General features: G+C 63.2%; 11 protein-coding genes. 5 read left to right on the top strand and 6 right to left on the bottom strand.

Annotated features, from left to right (window positions below; translation table 11 throughout):
* The first annotated feature begins 237 nt into the window (after positions 1-237).
* From tssF to tssH, 3 genes are read left to right on the top strand one after another with little or no spacing between them, the layout of a single operon-like run.
* Positions 238-2,097 (top strand): type VI secretion system baseplate subunit TssF, encoded by a 1,860-nt coding sequence (tssF, locus tag JMJ54_RS05325; RefSeq protein ID WP_203536928.1) that lies wholly within the window; start codon positions 238-240, stop codon positions 2,095-2,097.
* Positions 2,061-3,092: a type VI secretion system baseplate subunit TssG gene (tssG, locus tag JMJ54_RS05330; RefSeq protein ID WP_203536929.1), complete on the top strand. Its 1,032-nt coding sequence runs from the start codon at positions 2,061-2,063 to the stop codon at positions 3,090-3,092. Before tssF ends, tssG begins: the two co-directional genes overlap by 37 nt.
* 40 nt (positions 3,093-3,132) lie before the next feature.
* The gene (gene tssH, locus JMJ54_RS05335) at positions 3,133-5,772 is read left to right on the top strand and encodes a type VI secretion system ATPase TssH (RefSeq protein ID WP_203536930.1); all 2,640 of its coding nucleotides are present in this window, start codon (positions 3,133-3,135) and stop codon (positions 5,770-5,772) included.
* A gap of 149 nt (positions 5,773-5,921) precedes the next feature.
* Here tssH and JMJ54_RS05340 read toward each other — a convergent pair whose 3' ends face one another.
* The 5 genes from JMJ54_RS05340 to JMJ54_RS05360 form a co-directional block, all read right to left on the bottom strand.
* Positions 5,922-7,274 carry a hypothetical protein gene (locus JMJ54_RS05340; RefSeq protein ID WP_203536931.1) on the bottom strand — a complete coding sequence of 451 codons (1,353 nt, stop codon included), beginning with the start codon at positions 7,272-7,274 and terminating at the stop codon, positions 5,922-5,924.
* Between the two features lie 148 nt (positions 7,275-7,422).
* Positions 7,423-8,118, bottom strand: coding sequence for a DUF3592 domain-containing protein (locus JMJ54_RS05345; RefSeq protein WP_203536932.1), 696 nt, complete (start codon positions 8,116-8,118; stop codon positions 7,423-7,425).
* 16 nt (positions 8,119-8,134) lie between these two features.
* The gene (gene tssA, locus JMJ54_RS05350; RefSeq protein WP_203536933.1) at positions 8,135-9,244 is read right to left on the bottom strand and encodes a type VI secretion system protein TssA; all 1,110 of its coding nucleotides are present in this window, start codon (positions 9,242-9,244) and stop codon (positions 8,135-8,137) included.
* Between the two features lie 24 nt (positions 9,245-9,268).
* Positions 9,269-9,532, bottom strand: coding sequence for a PAAR domain-containing protein (locus tag JMJ54_RS05355; protein ID WP_203536934.1), 264 nt, complete (start codon positions 9,530-9,532; stop codon positions 9,269-9,271).
* Positions 9,529-10,971, bottom strand: coding sequence for a hypothetical protein (locus JMJ54_RS05360; RefSeq protein WP_203536935.1), 1,443 nt, complete (start codon positions 10,969-10,971; stop codon positions 9,529-9,531). Before JMJ54_RS05360 ends, JMJ54_RS05355 begins: the two co-directional genes overlap by 4 nt.
* Before the next feature lie 389 nt (positions 10,972-11,360).
* Between JMJ54_RS05360 and JMJ54_RS05365 the strand changes: the two genes are divergently transcribed.
* The gene (locus JMJ54_RS05365; protein ID WP_203536936.1) at positions 11,361-12,842 is read left to right on the top strand and encodes a DegQ family serine endoprotease; all 1,482 of its coding nucleotides are present in this window, start codon (positions 11,361-11,363) and stop codon (positions 12,840-12,842) included.
* An 89-nt stretch (positions 12,843-12,931) separates the two neighbouring features.
* Here the strand turns inward: JMJ54_RS05365 and JMJ54_RS05370 are convergent, their stop codons facing one another.
* Positions 12,932-14,944, bottom strand: a complete 2,013-nt coding sequence (locus JMJ54_RS05370; RefSeq protein ID WP_203536937.1) for an NADPH-dependent 2,4-dienoyl-CoA reductase — start codon at positions 14,942-14,944, stop codon at positions 12,932-12,934.
* Positions 14,945-15,149: 205 nt separating this feature from the next.
* On the opposite strand from JMJ54_RS05370, the gene JMJ54_RS05375 reads away from it, so the two are divergent.
* Positions 15,150-16,115 (top strand): HAD family hydrolase, encoded by a 966-nt coding sequence (locus JMJ54_RS05375; RefSeq protein ID WP_203536938.1) that lies wholly within the window; start codon positions 15,150-15,152, stop codon positions 16,113-16,115.
* Positions 16,116-16,232 lie beyond the last annotated feature (117 nt).

Raw genomic sequence — 16,232 nt, forward strand, 5'->3', positions numbered from 1 at the left:
ACAACAAAAATCTATTCCAGTCGCGAGAGGTACTTAGCTCCTCTCAGGCATTGTTTTAGATCGCGGATGATGTGGGAAGCGTGCCGGATTTTGAGGTGCCGGCACTAAAGAGGCCTTTATCAGCTCACTTTCCAAGCGTTGTTTGAGCAGGACGGGTTGTAAATGGGAGCCGCATGACGACCGGCTTCTTGTTGAGCTGAATGGCTTCTAAGTATCCATGATCATGTTGAATCAATAATGCTCGAATCCCTGCTTCCCTATTACGAACGCGAACTCGGCTATCTGCGCGAGCTGTCGGGCGAGTTCGCCCAGCGCTATCCGAAAATCGCCGGCCGGCTGCAAATGGAGGGCGATCAGTGCGAGGACCCGCATACCGAGCGGCTGGTCGAGTCGTTCGCGTTTCTGGCCGCGCGCATCCATCGCAAGCTTGATGACGAGTACCCGGAGATCGCGGCTAGCTTTCTTGACGTGCTGTATCCGCACTACCTGCGGCCGATTCCGGCGACGACGATCGTGCAGTTCGAGTGCGATCCGCAACGGCCCGAAATTGCCAAGCGCTACACGGTGGCGCGGCAGCAGCCGGTGCATGCGCCGGCGATGGGCGGCGTCGTGTGCAAGTTCCGCTCCTGCTACCCGGTCGAGCTGTATCCGCTGTCGCTCACCAGTGCGCGGCTCGAGCTGACCAGCGGTTCGGGGCATCTGCGGCGGATGGCGCCCGATGCGGCGGCGGTGCTGACGCTGGAGCTGGAGACGCACGGCGATCTGGATATCGCGGCGATCGATCTGCAATCGTTGCGCTTCTTCCTCGACGGCGAACCGGCGCTGATGCACCTGCTGTACGAGCTGCTGCTGTCGAAAACCCAGCGCGTGCGCGTCGGTGACGGCAGCGATGATCCGGCCCGCACGCGCGAGTTGCCGGGTGGCTGCATCCAGCCGGTCGGTTTCGGCCGCGAAGAAGGCGTGCTCGAGTACGACGCGCGTTCCTTTGTCGGCTACCGCCTGCTCACCGAATACTTCAGCTTCCCGGACAAGTTCCTGTTCGTCGATTTCACTCGTCTCGGCGAGGTGGCGCCGCGGCTGGTCGGCGGAAAGCTGGTGATCCAGTGCCTGATCGGCCAGTACCCGGATACCGAACGCCATGCACGGCTGCTGAACCATCTGGCAGCGAACCATTTCAAGCTCGGCTGCACACCGATCGTCAACCTGTTCACCCAGCCGGGCGAGCCGATCCGTGTGACGCACCAGAAGGCGTCGTACCCGGTGCTCGCCGACAGCCGCAAGCAGACGGCGTACGAGGTGATCCAGATTTCGCGCGTGGTGCGGGTCGAGAAGACCGGTGCCAGCGAAAGCAGCGAAGAGGTGCTGCCGTTCTACGCGATCCGCCATGGCGGCGAGAAGGGCGGGCCTCGCTTCTATTGGCACGCCAGCCGCGAGGCGTCGCCAAGGGCCGGCGACAAGGGCAGCGATCTGGAGTTGCATCTGGTCGATCTGGATTTCAATCCGGTACGGCCGGCGGCCGAGGTGCTGAGTCTGGAGCTGCTGTGCAGCAACCGTGACCTGCCCGAGCAGATTCCGTTCGGCGGCAGCCAGTCCGGCACGCATACCGATTTTTCGCTGCCGGGCCATTCGGTGGTCAAGCGCGTCAAGCTGTTGCGCAAGCCGACGCAAAGCCTGCGCGCACCGCTGAAGCGTGGCCTGCAGTGGCGGCTGATTTCGCATCTGTCGCTCAACTACCTGTCGATCATCGACGGTGGCAAAAGCACGCTGCAGGAAATGCTGGCGCTGTACAACCTGACCGATTCGCCGGTGACCAACCGGCAGATTCAGGGCTTGCACGCGATCAGCAGCCAGGCCGCAGTGACGCGCGTCGCCGGGCGTGACTTCTCCGGCTTCGTCCGTGGCACCGAGGTGACGCTGACGCTGGACGAGGACTATTACGTCGGCGGCGGCATCTACCTGTTTGCCAGCGTGCTCGAGCGCTTTTTTGCGCTGTATTGCGCGCCGAACAGTTTCAGCCGCTTGCGCGTGCGCACGGTGCAACAGAACGAGGAGGTGGCGGCATGGCCGGCACGCGCGGGCGAAGCCATCGTGATCTGAGCGGCGAAATCGCCGCCGACGCGACGCAATACGGCTTTTTTCAGGCGGTGCGGCTGTTGTCGCTGGCCGCGCACAAACAGGGCAAACGGCGCGGGCCGCTGCCGGACAAGCTGCGTTTCCGCACGCTGGCGACGCTGTCGTTTCCGCCGAGCGAGCTGACGCGCTATCAGCCGGCGAACGACGATGCCGAAGCCGGCACACCGGACGAACTCGGCGTCGCCTTCATGGGGCTGACAGGGCCGTCCGGCGTACTGCCGACCAGCTATACCGAGCTGCTGATCGAACGGCGCCAGCATTTCCGCGATACCGCGCTGCACGGCTTCTTCGACCTGTTCAGTCATCGGGCGGTTTCGCTGTTTTACGGCGCGTGGCGCAAGTACCGCTTCTGGCTGGCGGCCGAGGCCGGTGAAACCGAAGGCTTTTCGCGCAACCTGCTCGATCTGGCCGGATTGGGGTTGTCACGGCTGCGCGATCGGCTCGGCGGCGAGAACGGCCTCGATGAAACGCTGTTCATTTACTACGCCGGCCTGCTGAGCCAGAAGCCACTGTCGAGTCAGGCACTGGTGACCCTGATCGAAGGCTTCTTCGACGTGCGGGCCGAGCTGGGCCAGTTTGCCGGCCAGTGGATCGACGTGCCGCGAGACGAGCAGACGCAACTCGGGCAATCCGGTTGCGAACTCGGTCTGTCGGCGTTTGCCGGCAGCCGGATCTGGGACCGGCAGACCAAGGTCGAGCTCAAGCTTGGCCCGTTGCGTCGTGCCCGCTTCGATGCGCTGTTACCGGGCGGCGCCGGCGCCGACGCCTTGCAGCAACTGCTGCAGTTCGCGCTCGGTCACGGCTTGGCGTGCGACGTGCGGCTGGTGCTCGACAAGCGCGACACCCCCAAGCCGGTCCTGAACGAGGCTTCGCCGTTGCGGCTTGGCGGCAATGCCTGGCTGGTTGCCAGCATGCCGAAATCGGACCCGGACGAGATGAGTTATACCCTGTTGCACTGAGACGTACCGACCCATAACGATATCTACACGAGAAACCACCATGTCCACGCCCCTGAAAGCCCTGGTTGCCAAGCTGACGCCGACGGCGCGCGCGGCGGTCGAAGATGCCGCCAACCGCGCGGTGACCCGTACGCATTTCGAGATCGAGATCGAGCACGTGCTGCTGTCGCTGATCGACCAGACCGACAATGCCTTCACCGCGGCGCTGCGCGCCGGTGGTGTGCCGCTGACGCAGTTCGAACGCGAACTCGACGGCACGCTTGAACAGTTCAAGCGCGGCAATACCCGCAATCCGGTGCTGTCGAGCTGGATGCCGCGCTGGCTGGAAAAGGCGTGGCTGATCGCCGGCGCCGAGCATGGTGAACAGGAGATCTCCAGCCTCGACCTGCTGCTGGCACTGCTCGACGATGAAGGGCTGCGTGCATCGATCAACGGTGCAGCGACCCCGCTGGCGAAGCTGGATCGTCAGGCGCTGCGCCAAGGCTACGCGGCGCTGCGCCGCCACGGCGAGGAGGGCGGCAACACGGTGAGTGATTCGGTGCCCGAGGCCAGCGATCCGATCGTCGTACCGGCCGCCGGCAAGCGTGGTTCGCCGGGACTCGACAAGTACACGATCGACCTGACCGCGCAGGCACGCGCAGGCAAAATCGATCCGGTGCTCGGTCGTGATGCCGAAATTCGCCTGATGACCGATATCCTGATGCGCCGACGCCAGAACAACCCGATCCTGACCGGTGAGCCTGGCGTCGGCAAGACCGCCGTTGTCGAAGGGCTGGCGCTGAAAATCGTCCGCGGCGAAGTGCCGCCGGCGCTGGCCGGCGTGACGCTGCGCACGCTCGACCTCGGCCTGCTGCAGGCCGGTGCCAGCATCAAGGGCGAGTTCGAGAACCGGCTGCGGCAGGTGATCGATGAAGTGAAGGCCAGCCCGGTGCCGATCATCCTGTTCATCGACGAAGCGCACACGATGATCGGCGCCGGCGGCGCGGCCGGACAGAACGACGCGGCCAATCTGCTCAAGCCGGCGTTGGCGCGCGGCGAGCTGCGCACCATCGCTGCAACGACGTGGGCCGAGTACAAGAAGTACTTCGAGAAGGATGCGGCGCTGGCGCGGCGCTTCCAGGTCGTCAAGGTCGACGAGCCGGCGCCGGAAATCGCCGTGCAGATGGTGCGGGGTATTGCCGAAGCCATGGCGGGACACCACAAGGTGCAGATCCTCAACGAAGCGGTGGCCGCGGCGGTCATCCTGTCGAGCCGCTACATTGCCGGCCGTCAGTTGCCGGACAAGGCCATCAGCGTACTCGATACCGCCTGCGCCCGCGTTGCGCTCTCGCGTGCCGGTCGGCCCGGCCCGATCGAGGATGTCGAAGCGCTGGTTGCCAATGTCGACCGTGAACTGGCGGCGCTCGAAACCGAAGAAGGCCACGCCGAAAGGATCGCCGAACTGAAGGTGCAGCGCGAAGGGCTGAGTGCCGACCTGGAAACGCTGCAGCAGAAGTGGCAAGCGCAGCAGGTGCTGGTGGCCGAAATCGATGAACTCAGGGCTGCCGCAACCAGCGGCGGGGCCAAGCCGGCCAAGGGCAAGAAGGTCAGCCCGCTGCAGGCCAAGCGCAACGAGTTGCGCGAGCTGCACAAGACGCTGCCGCTGGCATTCGAATGCGTCGACGAGAACGTCATCGCCGACGTGATCAGTGGCTGGACCGGTATTCCGCTGGGGCGCATGGTCAGCAACGAACTTGAGCAGGTGCAGAAACTCGCCGGCCTGCTGGCCGAGCGCGTCATCGGTCAGGATCACGCACTCGAGCAGATCGCCGAACGGGTGCAGATCGCCAAGGCCAACCTCGACGATCCGAGCAAGCCCAAGGGCGTGTTCATGCTGGTCGGCCCGTCCGGCGTCGGCAAGACCGAAACCGCGCTGGCGCTGGCCGAGGCACTGTACGGCGGCGAGCGCAACCTGATCACGATCAATATGTCCGAGTACCAGGAAGCACACAGCGTTTCCGGCCTCAAGGGCTCGCCACCGGGCTACGTCGGCTACGGCGAGGGTGGCGTGCTGACCGAAGCCGTGCGGCGCAAGCCGTACTCGGTGGTGCTGCTCGACGAGGTCGAAAAGGCCCATCCGGACGTGCTCGAGCTGTTCTTCCAGGTGTTCGACAAGGGTGTGCTCGAGGATTCGGAAGGCCGCGAGGTCGATTTCAAGAACACCATCATCCTGCTGACGTCGAATGCCGGTACCGATCTGGTGATGCGCGCAGTCGAGGGCGGGGTGACGATCGGCGACGAAAACCGTGATCCGAGCGCCGACGATCTGGTCGAAGTGCTGCGCCCGACGCTGCAGAAGGTGTTCAAGCCGGCCTTCCTCGGCCGGCTGACCATCGTGCCGTACTTCCCGGTCAGCGACGAAGTGTTGCAGAAAATCGTCGCGCTCAAGCTCGACAAGATCCGCCGCCGCATCGAAGCCAACCATAACGCCAAGGTCGAGTTCCCGGCCGAGCTGGTCGAACTGATCACCTCGCGCTGCTTCGACGTCGACAGCGGCGCGCGCGATGCCGACGCGATCCTGACCCGGACCGTACTGGCGAAAATCTCCAACGAACTGCTGGGCCGTCTGGCTGCGGCCAAGCCGGTGAAGAAGATTGCCGTGAGTGTGAAGGCTGACGAGATCAAGGTGAAGCTGAGCTGACCATGGGACGGTGCGGGGCTGTGGGTTGCGGCCCCGTCACTGTTGTATATAGCCGTGTCGTGCTGCCTTTGATCCTGCGGTCAAACGAACAAGGCCAGCGGAGGTTTGCGCTACCGGATGACGATCACTACTGATTCGGCATGATGTGCTCAGTTCACCGGGCTGGCCTGCTTGTAAAGATACAGGTAGTGCTCAAATTCCTTCTGCAGCTCCGTGTCGCGCTTGGCAATTTGTGACTCGGCTTCGGCAACATTGCGCTGGCACTCCGGCTGCGGGCAATCATTCAGCTTTGCATACTCGCCGGCTTTGTTCCTTTGTGACGTTAATATCCTACCGCTACCGACGCGCCGACCATCCAGAAAAAGAATGGCCCAGTTCAGGTCGGGTAGGGTGCTTTTATCGTCAAAATAATTGTACTCGCCACGGTAGCTCACCAGCTTTCCCTGGAAGCCAATCCAGTGCTCCGTTTTGCTTGGGCCACGTCGAGTGCCCGGTTCGATCGGACCTTCGGCATCGAGTTGTAAAAACTGGAATCCGCCCGCTTCGGCAAATTGCAGCTGGGTACCCCGGCCCATGTAGTGCAAGCCATGCCAGCGTGGGGTCGTGGTCGGCATGGCCAAGATGCGACTGTTTTGCGTGTTGGGGTTCATGCTGAACCAGGTCGGAAATTGCAAGGCTGCAATCAGGCCGGGTATTTTTCCGGCCTTGATCAGGGTCTGCTCGGGGTCTCCGAGCATGATGCCGTCCTCATGGAGGATTCTTGATATCGAATCCTGATCAAACAGCATCTGTGGCCGAAGCCAATGAGTTAGGCCGTTTTGCTGCCAACTTCCCTTGATGCTGACTACGCCGGTTCGGGAAACGTCGTTGGCCGGCATCGGTAACGGCAGTTCGGAGAGCTGAAAAATACCTACCTTCTGCTCAAGTGAAGGAGTCAGCGCTAGCCGCACATCGCCGTAGTCACGCTTCAAAGGCAGCGCCGCAATGCTCTTTTGACTCCAGAAGGATTGGTTGGGAATGCTTAGGGTAAGCAATGAAAGTGGAAACAAATCACCCTGTCGCGCGGGCAGGGAAAAACTCAGCAGATAGTGGCCAGTGGCCGAATCACGTCTCCAGTGTGCTTTTGTTTCCAGGTGTTTTTCGAATTTTTCGATTTTGGTTTCGATATGTGGGTCCGGAATCGGACCGATACCGCCGAGCCCACTAAATAGCCTGAATTTGCGTCTTGTTTTCTGAGTCTTCCCTTCGATTATCGTATTGGGTACGTAGTCTGCCCGAATCGTGACTTCTTTCAGCAAGCCTGACAGCAATGTCGCCTGCTCGGCGTCGGACATGAACGGATAGCTGAAATCCGCAATCTCCAGAGTGAAAGGTACCGCGGGATCATTACCGTTATATTCTGCCTTATTGAGCCGGGAGCTTTGGAGACGGTCACCAAATGACGTGGTGGAAAGGATGAAAAGTAACGCGAAAAATAAAATACGATATGATGATTTTTTCATTAAGAATCCGAAGAATTCTCTTTCGCCACTATTCAGGTGAATGTGCTTGCTGCGAGTCAAAATTCGTATCGACATCAAGGTGGAAGCATTATTCAATTGATCGAAGCCTGAACGGCTCAGTGTTGAATGACGGTCGTGATTTTGAGGGTTATGGGGATTGGGTCAGAAAGAGAAGATCAATCTGGTAGTTGTCTAGCTTGTTTAGGTCAACCAGAACGGTGATGGATTGCCCGTTTTTTAGATGATGACTTGGATCGTTCCGGAGGCGCGGGCTTAAAAAAAGAATGCGTTCCTTGCTGGCTGGGTCTCGCCATTGGACCACGATCCGGAACGCATCTTCGTCATCGGCATCACTCGCTTTAAGTACATCGGTCCGGAGGTAACTTGCCTGAATTCGCTTCCCGTTTTGTTCAAGAACGGTTTGACGCTGCTTTTCACGTGCGGTTGCCCAGATGAGCACGCCGCCTATTCCTGAACACGCGATACCGAAAAAAGCCAAAATGGCAAGGCCGGTCCCTTGTTCAAGGCCATTGTCTAACGTTGCGCTGTCGGGTTGGCCGGGCCGATACAGTACGGAGACCCGCTCTCCAACGTCATAGGCAGAGGGGCGAGTGGCAACAGTCGTTGTGAATTCAAATTCGTTGCCGTCGCTGTCGAGGTAACGCACGACCGGTTTGTACGAAGGCGCATCACGACGATCGGAATATGTTTCGTACAAATCAACGACGACGCCCTCTGCCCGGCTGGCCGTTTCGTGAAAATATTGCTGCCGGGCGAGCAGCATGCCGCACCCAAGCAGCAGCAGAAGGCCGGTAATTAAGAATCCGTACTTGAATGCCGTCATGGTGGGGAGTTACTGTTTAGTCGTCGCGGCGGATATCCAGCAATTCCTTCAACTGACCCAGCGTCGAATCGTCCTTGATCACCGTCTTCAGCCATTCCTCCAGCGGCATTTCCGCCCACTTGGCGGCACGTTCGGCCAGCAGGGCGACCGGGCTGTGCGGTTCGTTGGTGCGGAAGTAGCGGGCGACTTCGCGCAGCTGGCGCACGGCGTCGGCGCGGGTCGTAACCGGGCCGTGGTTTACTGCGGCTTGTTGCGCGTTCATCGGCGTACTCGCGGTCGGAGGGACGAAGGGGGCGATTTCGGCGGTGGATGGCGGTGCCGCAGCGGCTGTCGCTGCCGGCGCGACGACGGTGCCGCCACACTGTTCGAGCAGGCGTTTGGCAACGTCACTGATGGCCGCCAATGCGTCACGCACGCCGGCCAGACTCGGGGCGTTGTAGCCGAAACGTTCGTCCAGCTGCTTGTCGAGGGTGCTGTAGGCGGTTTGCGCGGTTTCGATGTCACCGACCAGGCGCGCAAACCATGGCGCACCGCTGGCATTGACGGCCTTGTCGAACACGTCGCCGGCCAGTTTGCCTTCGGCAATCGCCCGGGCCCGTGCGTCCTGATCGCGCAGGCCGATGTTTTCGACCTCGCGTGACTCCTGCCAGCGGTACCAGTCGTAAGCGCCGTGCTGGGGCGAAACCAGTGCGACCTGGCGCAGCGCCAGCCCCAGCTGATTGTTCAGCCATTCGAGCTTGCCGACGCGTTCGTCCAGATCATCCGGATCCAGCTCCGGGTAGAGCGTGTCCCAGAATCTGGACAGCAGTCCGCCAATCAGATCGAGGCTGAAGGCGGTGCCGCCGAAGCCCTCGGTTTTGGTCAGCGCCTCGGCCAGCCAGACCGCCAGTTGCAGGTCCTTGCTCTTGGTCGCGAGTGCGTCATCGCACAGCTGGCGGACCTTGCCCCACTCGGCACTCTTGCGGCTCGACTCCCATTCGCCCAGATCAAGGCTGGGGTCGTCGGCGCGCCGCGCTTCGCGGATGGTGTCGAACAGCGACGAGTAGCCGAGGTCTTCGCCGGCAGGATGGTCGGCGGAAATCGGCGCGAGCAGCAGTTCGAGCCGGGCGTGGTGATTGTTGTCCATGATGGTTCGGTTCCGTGAAGGGGGTCAGCCCTTGGCGACATTGGGGACGGTCGAGATCAGCGCTGCGCCGCAGCTGGTCTTGTGGCCTTCAAGCGCGACCGGTTTGCCGTCGATCAGCCAGTTTGGATCGCCTTCGACAATGGTGACGCTGCCGTGCCCCTTTTCGGGGCAGGAGACCGAATCGCCGAGCCGGGCAATTGCCTTGCCCATGGCCTTGGCGTTGGGCGAGGCGCTGACGACCGAGCCGCCATGGCTGGTCGGATCGCCGAGCCGGATGACTTTCTTCATGCGGTGTGTTCCTCGGGAAGGGCGTGGCTGACGATGCTGCTGACGATCTGTGTGTCACCGTCGAATTCGGCGATCAGGACCGGTTGCTGCAGCTGCGCTGCCTGGGTGATGGCAATGGCGTTGAGCAGGGCACCGCGGGCGCCGCCTACATCGCCGAACTCGGTGACGACGTTGCTGGCATCGTTGATCGGATTGAGTTCGGACTCGAAATAGCTGAGTACCGTGGCGACCGCCGCCAGCCGCTGGCCACCGACGTCGACACCGCCGCAGTTGTGCGCCAGCCACGCAAGCGTATGACTCTGGTCGTCACCGGCCTCGGCGGGGTCGAACGGCAGTGGCCGCAAGCCGGCGTTGATCAGTGCGCCTTCGACGGTGCCACGCAATTGCTGGCTGAGCTTGTTGCCCTTGGGCAGGGCTTCATCGCTGTAGAGTTCGCGACTCAGGTGGATGCGGGCGATCGGCGCCAGCTCGATCAGGCCGGGGCGCCATTGCGCCGGAACGCGTCCCCAGCCGGAGGCATCATCCTTTTTGCCGTGATCGCGTTCCCAGTAAGGCTGGTACGGATCTGCCCCGTCCGATTGCAGGTTGTCCACGTCGGCTGGTGCGGTCAGGCCGGCGCGCGTGAACAGTTGCAGGACCACGGCCTGCCCCGGTTTGCCTTGCCAGCGCTGCATTTCGGCCTGCTGCGGGTCGAGCGGCTCGAACTCGTCGTCGTCTGGCTGCTCGGCCAGCGGCGAATCGCACGCCAGCAGCAGCAGCCCCGGCTGCGTCGGGTCATTGCGCAACAGTGCGATCACCCGGTCGTTGATGCTGCCGTTGCCCGGCAGGAACTTGCAGGTCGTGCCGGTCGCTGCATCGTGGCCGGCTTCTTTCAGCGCATCGTTGAACGAGAGCTTGATCTGTTCCAGCAAGGCCCGGCCATCCTGCCCCTGGCCTGGCTGGACGTACAGTGGCAACCAGGCCAGCGCGGGGGTCTCCGTGATGGCGGTGGCCAGCGTTTCGCTCAGCGCATCGGCAATGGCAGCGGTCCGGTCGGTGACGTCGGTCATCGGCGCACCCTGCATCCACAGGGCTTGCGGCGGGGCGGTATCGCACCATGGCGGCATTTCGCCTGCAACGACATTCGCCCAGATGGCCCGGCATTCGGCAAAGTGCTGCCGTTCGAGTAGCTCGGCATCATGCGCCTGACGGGCCTGCGCGACCCGGTCGGTCTGTGCCTTGGCCTGGGCGTCGATCTCGGCTTCTTGCCGGGCTGCTTCACGCTTGGTTCGCCAGGCACGCCAGAGCACGATGCCCAGCGCGAACACCAGCGGCGGCAAGACGAGGAGTCCGAACAGCGATGGGGCGGACATCGCACCGGCGTTGAACGGAATGGCAAAACCAAGCAGGCCCAGCCAAAGCACGGCCAGACCGATCAGGATCGAGAGATTGAGAATCATGCTTACTTTTTTGCTTGTTAATTCTTTCTTGATTGTTGCTGGTTATTTTATCTGTTTTTCCAAATATGTCTCATATCTGTCTTGATTTTGATTTCGTGCGTTTCTACCGCAAAAACGCGTTGTGCCGTCGCTGCGCACGGTGCAAAGCCGACAGCCGGTTTCATACGCCCGACCGGGTGATGAGGTGGGCCGATTCCGGCCGTCTCGGCCGGTTGCCCCGCAGGGGCTGCAATCGTGCAGAAGGAGGAGGTCTTGATGCCGGTGCACATGATCCGGCGGGATTGCGGATCGCGATCGGCCTGTCGGGACGGGGGCGCTGCCGGCCTTAAGTTTTCTTTAAGTTGTGCTGCGCTAAGGTAAGCCTGTCCCAACCCAGCGGAGCACGCACAATGCAGCAGACCCAAGCAAAAACCTGGTGGCCCAAGTTGAGTGCGCTCGTCGTCGCGGCGGCGCTTGGTGGCGCGGTCGGGGCGATCAGCAGCCGTGCCTTGCCCGTGGCGGCAGCCGCGCCCTCGGCACCGCTTGTGGCCGCACAGGCTTCCCCAACTTTGCCTGCACCTGCAGCGGCAGGTTTGCCCAGTTTCAACGACATCGTTACCCGTTACGGGCCGGCGGTGGTCAACATCAGTACCACCGGCATGACCAAGACCGCCGACGTGCAACAAGGCGCGCCGGCGCTGGATCCGAACGATCCGTTCTATGAGTTCTTCCGCCGCTTCGGCGTGCCGATGCAGCCGCAGCGGCCGCAAGTGACCCGCGGCCTTGGTTCGGGCTTCATTGTCGGCTCGGACGGCCTGATCCTGACCAATGCACACGTCGTCGACGGCGCCAGCGAGGTCACGGTCAAGCTGACCGACAAGCGCGAGTTCAAGGCCAAGGTGATCGGCGTCGACAAGCCGACCGACGTCGCCGTACTGCGCATCGATGCCAAGGATCTGCCGACGGTGAAGCTCGGTGATCCGGCAGCGTCGCGTGTCGGTGACTGGGTGCTGGCGATCGGGTCGCCCTACGGCTTCGAAAACTCGGTGACCGCCGGCATTGTCTCGGCCAAATCGCGCAGCCTGCCGGACGAAAGCTACGTGCCGTTCATCCAGACCGACGTGGCGATCAATCCGGGCAACTCGGGCGGGCCGCTGTTCAATGCGGCTGGCGAGGTGATCGCGATCAATTCGCAGATCTACAGCCGTTCGGGCGGTTTCCAGGGCTTGTCGTTCTCGATTCCGATCGACGTGGTCAAGCAGGTCGAGCAGCAGATCCTGACCCACGGCAAGGTCGTTCGCGGCCAGCTCGGCGTGATGGTGCAGAACGTCGATCAGTCGTTGGCCGATTCGTTCGGGCTCAAGTCGCCGAACGGTGCGCTGATCAGCGGCGTCAATCCGGGCGGCTCGGGTGCCAAGGCCGGGCTGAAGCCGGGCGACATCGTGCTCAAATTCGGCGACACGCAAATTGCCTCGTCGGGCGATCTGCCGCCGTTGGTGGCGAACGTGAAGCCGGGCGAGACGGTGCCGATGACGATCTGGCGTGACGGCAAGGAGAAGGTCCTGCCGGTGAAGATCGACGCGGTCAAGGATGCCAAGGTGGCACAGGCGCCGCAGGATCAGGGACAGGCCAAGCTCGGTCTGTCGGTCCGACCGCTGACGGCGCAGGAAAAAACCGAAAGCGGCATCGGCAGCGGCCTAGTCGTCGGTCAGGCCAGCGGCCCGGCCGCCAAGGCCGGTATCCAGGCCGGTGATGTGGTGCTGGCGCTGAACGGCACGCCGGTGAATTCGGTCGAGCAGCTGCGCAGCCTGGCCGCCAAGGCGGGCAAGCATGTTGCACTGCTGGTACAGCGCGACGACGCACAGATTTTCGTCCCGCTGGATCTGGGGTAAAAAGGTAGCAGGTTGGACCGGTTGAGGGACCGGTCCGGCCTTTGCCTTGCATTGTCCAGAACGGGCCGCGTTGCGGCCCGTTTTGTCGTCTATAGCGCCAGTGCGACCCTCATGCCGTCCTCGATCGCCCGCTTGGCGTCGAGTTCGCCGGCCTTCTCGGCACCACCAATCCGGAAGGTGCTGACACCACGGGCGAGCAGTTCGTCATACAGCGCGTTCACCGACTCCTGTCCGGCGCAAATCACGACCTGATCGGCCGGCAGCGTTTCCTCCTTGCCGCCGTGGCGGATCGTCAGGCCTTCGTCGTTGATCCGTACGTATTCGACTTCCCCGAGCAGGTGGACACCACGGTGCTGCAGTTCCAGCCGGTGCACCCAGCCGGTGGTCTTGCCGGGGCCACTGCCCGGACGGCCCTTTCGGCGTTGCAATAGCCAGATTTCGCGTGGTGATGGCGTGGCGTGTGCGGGGGTCAGTCCGCCGGCCTGCGTCAGCGTTCCGTCGATACCCCAGTCCTTGCGGTAGTCGCCGATCTCGTCACCGCGATGATCGGTTTCGGACAGGAAGACCGCCGTGTCGACGCCGATGCCGCCGGCACCGACGATGGCAACACGGCCTTGCGGTGCGACCTTGCCCGACAGCAGGTCCGGATACGCGACGGCCTTCGGGTGATCGACGCCGGCGATCTCGGGGATGCGCGGTTTGACGCCGGTGGCGACGATCACGTGGTCGAAATGTCCGGCCAGATCGGCAGCGGTGACCGGCGAATTCAGCCGGATCGCAACCTTGGCGAGTTCGAGCTGGCGGCTGAAGTAGCGCAGCGTTTCGCGGAATTCTTCCTTGCCCGGCACGTGGCTGGCGAGGCGGAACTGGCCGCCGATCGCATCGGACGCTTCGAACAACGTTACCGCATGGCCGCACTGCGCGGCGGTCAGCGCGGCAGACAGGCCGGCCGGGCCGGCACCGACAACGGCGACGCGCTGCTTCGCAACTGTGGGCTTGATCACGAACACCGTCTCGCGCCCGGCGCGCGGGTTGACGAGGCAGCTGGCCGGCTTGCCTTCGAACGCGTGGTCGAGGCAAGCCTGGTTACAGGCGATACAGGTATTGATTTCGTCGGCGGCGTTGCGCGCGGCCTTGGCGACGAAGTCGGCGTCGGCAAGCATCGGCCGCGCCAGCGAGACCATGTCGGCGCCGCTATTCAGCACCGCTTCGGCGACGTCGGGCGTGTTGATGCGGTTGACTGCGACCAGCGGTACGTTCACGTGCGGCTTCAGCGCGGCGGTCACCCAGCCGAAACCACCGCGTGGCACCGCCTGGGCGATGGTCGGGACGCGCGCTTCGTGCCAGCCGATGCCGGTGTTGATCAGCGTCACGCCGGCGGCTTCGAGCGCCTTGGCAAGCCGGACGGCTTCGTCGAAGGTGCCGCCCTGCGGCACCAGATCGAGCAGGGACAGCCGGAAGATGACGATGAAGTCGGCGCCGACAGCGGCGCGCACGGCGCGGGTGACTTCAACCGCGAGGCGCATCCTGTTTTCGAACGTGCCGCCCCAGTCATCACCGCGGTGGTTGACGCGTTCGACGAGGAACTGATTGATCAGATAACCCTCGCTGCCCATGATCTCGACGCCGTCGTAGCCGGCCTCGCGCGCCAGCCTCGCGGTGTTGGCGAAGTCGGCGATGGTCTGCAGGATGTCGTCGTGGCTCAGTTCGCGTGGCGTGTACGGCGAGATCGGAGAGGCAATGGCCGAGGCACTGACCGCGTCCGGGTGATAGCCGTAGCGGCCCGCGTGGAGGATCTGCAGCGCGATCTTGCCGCCGGCCGCGTGCACCGCTTGGGTCACCGGCAGGTGACGGGCGATGTCGGCGTCGCTGGCGAGCATGGCCGCGTCCGGATAGATGCGCCCAGCCGGATTCGGCGCAATACCGCCGGTGACGATCAGCGCGACGCCACCACGGGCGCGTTCGGCATAGAACGCGGCCAGCCGCTCGGGGCCGTCCGGTGCTTCTTCGAGCCCGGTGTGCATCGAGCCCATCAGCACGCGGTTTTTCAGCGTGGTGAAGCCCAGATCGAGCGGGGCGAGCAGGTGGGGGTAGGCGGTCATGTCGGCTCCGGTAGTGCGGCGAAGACTGTTTCAAAAGACTGTTTGAATTTTGAGCCTAGCGCCGGGGCACGGCAAGCGGTAGTCGGGGTTTGTCCGCAAGTCGCGTTTTCAAACGGCGTGCGCGTTGACCGGTTCCGGCGCATGGAGCCGGCAGCCTGCGATGCGCCGCTCTAAGCTGGACGGAGTCCCCGCCATGGAGTCCGCCATGTCCCGCCTGCTTGCCATCCTGATGTTCGTCGCCGCAACCGCCCATGCCGATCCGTTGCCATCGTGGCAGGAGGGCGCCAGCAAGACGGCGATCACCGGTTTCGTTGCGCGCATCAGCAAGGAAAAAACGCCCGACTACCTGCCGCCCGAGGCGCGCGTTGCGGTGTTCGATGTCGACGAGCCGCTACTGTATGCCAGCAGCGCCGAACTGGCGTTTGCCGTTGACGAGGTCAAACGGCTGGCACCGCAGCGGCCGGAGTGGGCCAAAACGGCGCCGTTCAGCACCGTTCTGGCCGGCCAGCCGGTGAAAAGTGCTGCCGACGCGCAGGCGCTGATCGCAGCAACGCACGACGGCAACGTCGATGCGCTGACCGCGCGGGTGCAGCGCTGGCTGGCCGAGCCGGCCAATCGCAGCGCCGCGCAGGGCTATGCGCAGGTGCGCGAGTTGATGGCCTATCTGCGCACCAGCGGTTTCAGGGTCTGGATCGTGTCGAGTGGCGACAGCGGCTTCGTGCGCCCGTGGGCCGAGCGAGTCTACGGCGTCCCGCCGGAGCAGGTGGTTGCCAGCACGCTGAAGGCCAGGCTGGCCTTGCAGGGGGGCAGTGCCACCATCGTACGCAGCCCTGCATTCGAGACCGTCCTGACCGGCGCGGCCAAGCCGGTGGCCGTCGAGCGTGCGATCGGCCGCCGGCCGGTACTGGCGTTCGGTGACAGTGATACCGACCTGCCGCTGCTGCAATGGGTGTCGGCCGGCCGGACCCGTTTTGTCGCGCTGCTGGATCGGGGCGACGGTGCCGAGCAGGCGCAGGCCGCGGCATTGAATCTGGGCTGGCTGGTCGTCGACGCCGGGCGCGACTGGCGGCAGGGAACCGCCACCGCGGCTGCGACAGGGCAGCAGCAAGCCGCCAGCACGCAGGCCGAGCCGAGCGCACTGGTGCTTCACGCGCGTGACATGCTGCGTTAGGTATACTGGGGCGTGATTCGCTGGTTGATAGAGACTGCCTATCGGTTGCATCAACAATGCCGATTGGACAGCAACTCGCCGCAGCGACTATCTTTTACGCGATTTTTTCAAACCGAT

Source organism: Jeongeupia naejangsanensis (assembly GCF_016865585.1).
Taxonomy (GTDB): domain Bacteria; phylum Pseudomonadota; class Gammaproteobacteria; order Burkholderiales; family Chitinibacteraceae; genus Jeongeupia; species Jeongeupia naejangsanensis.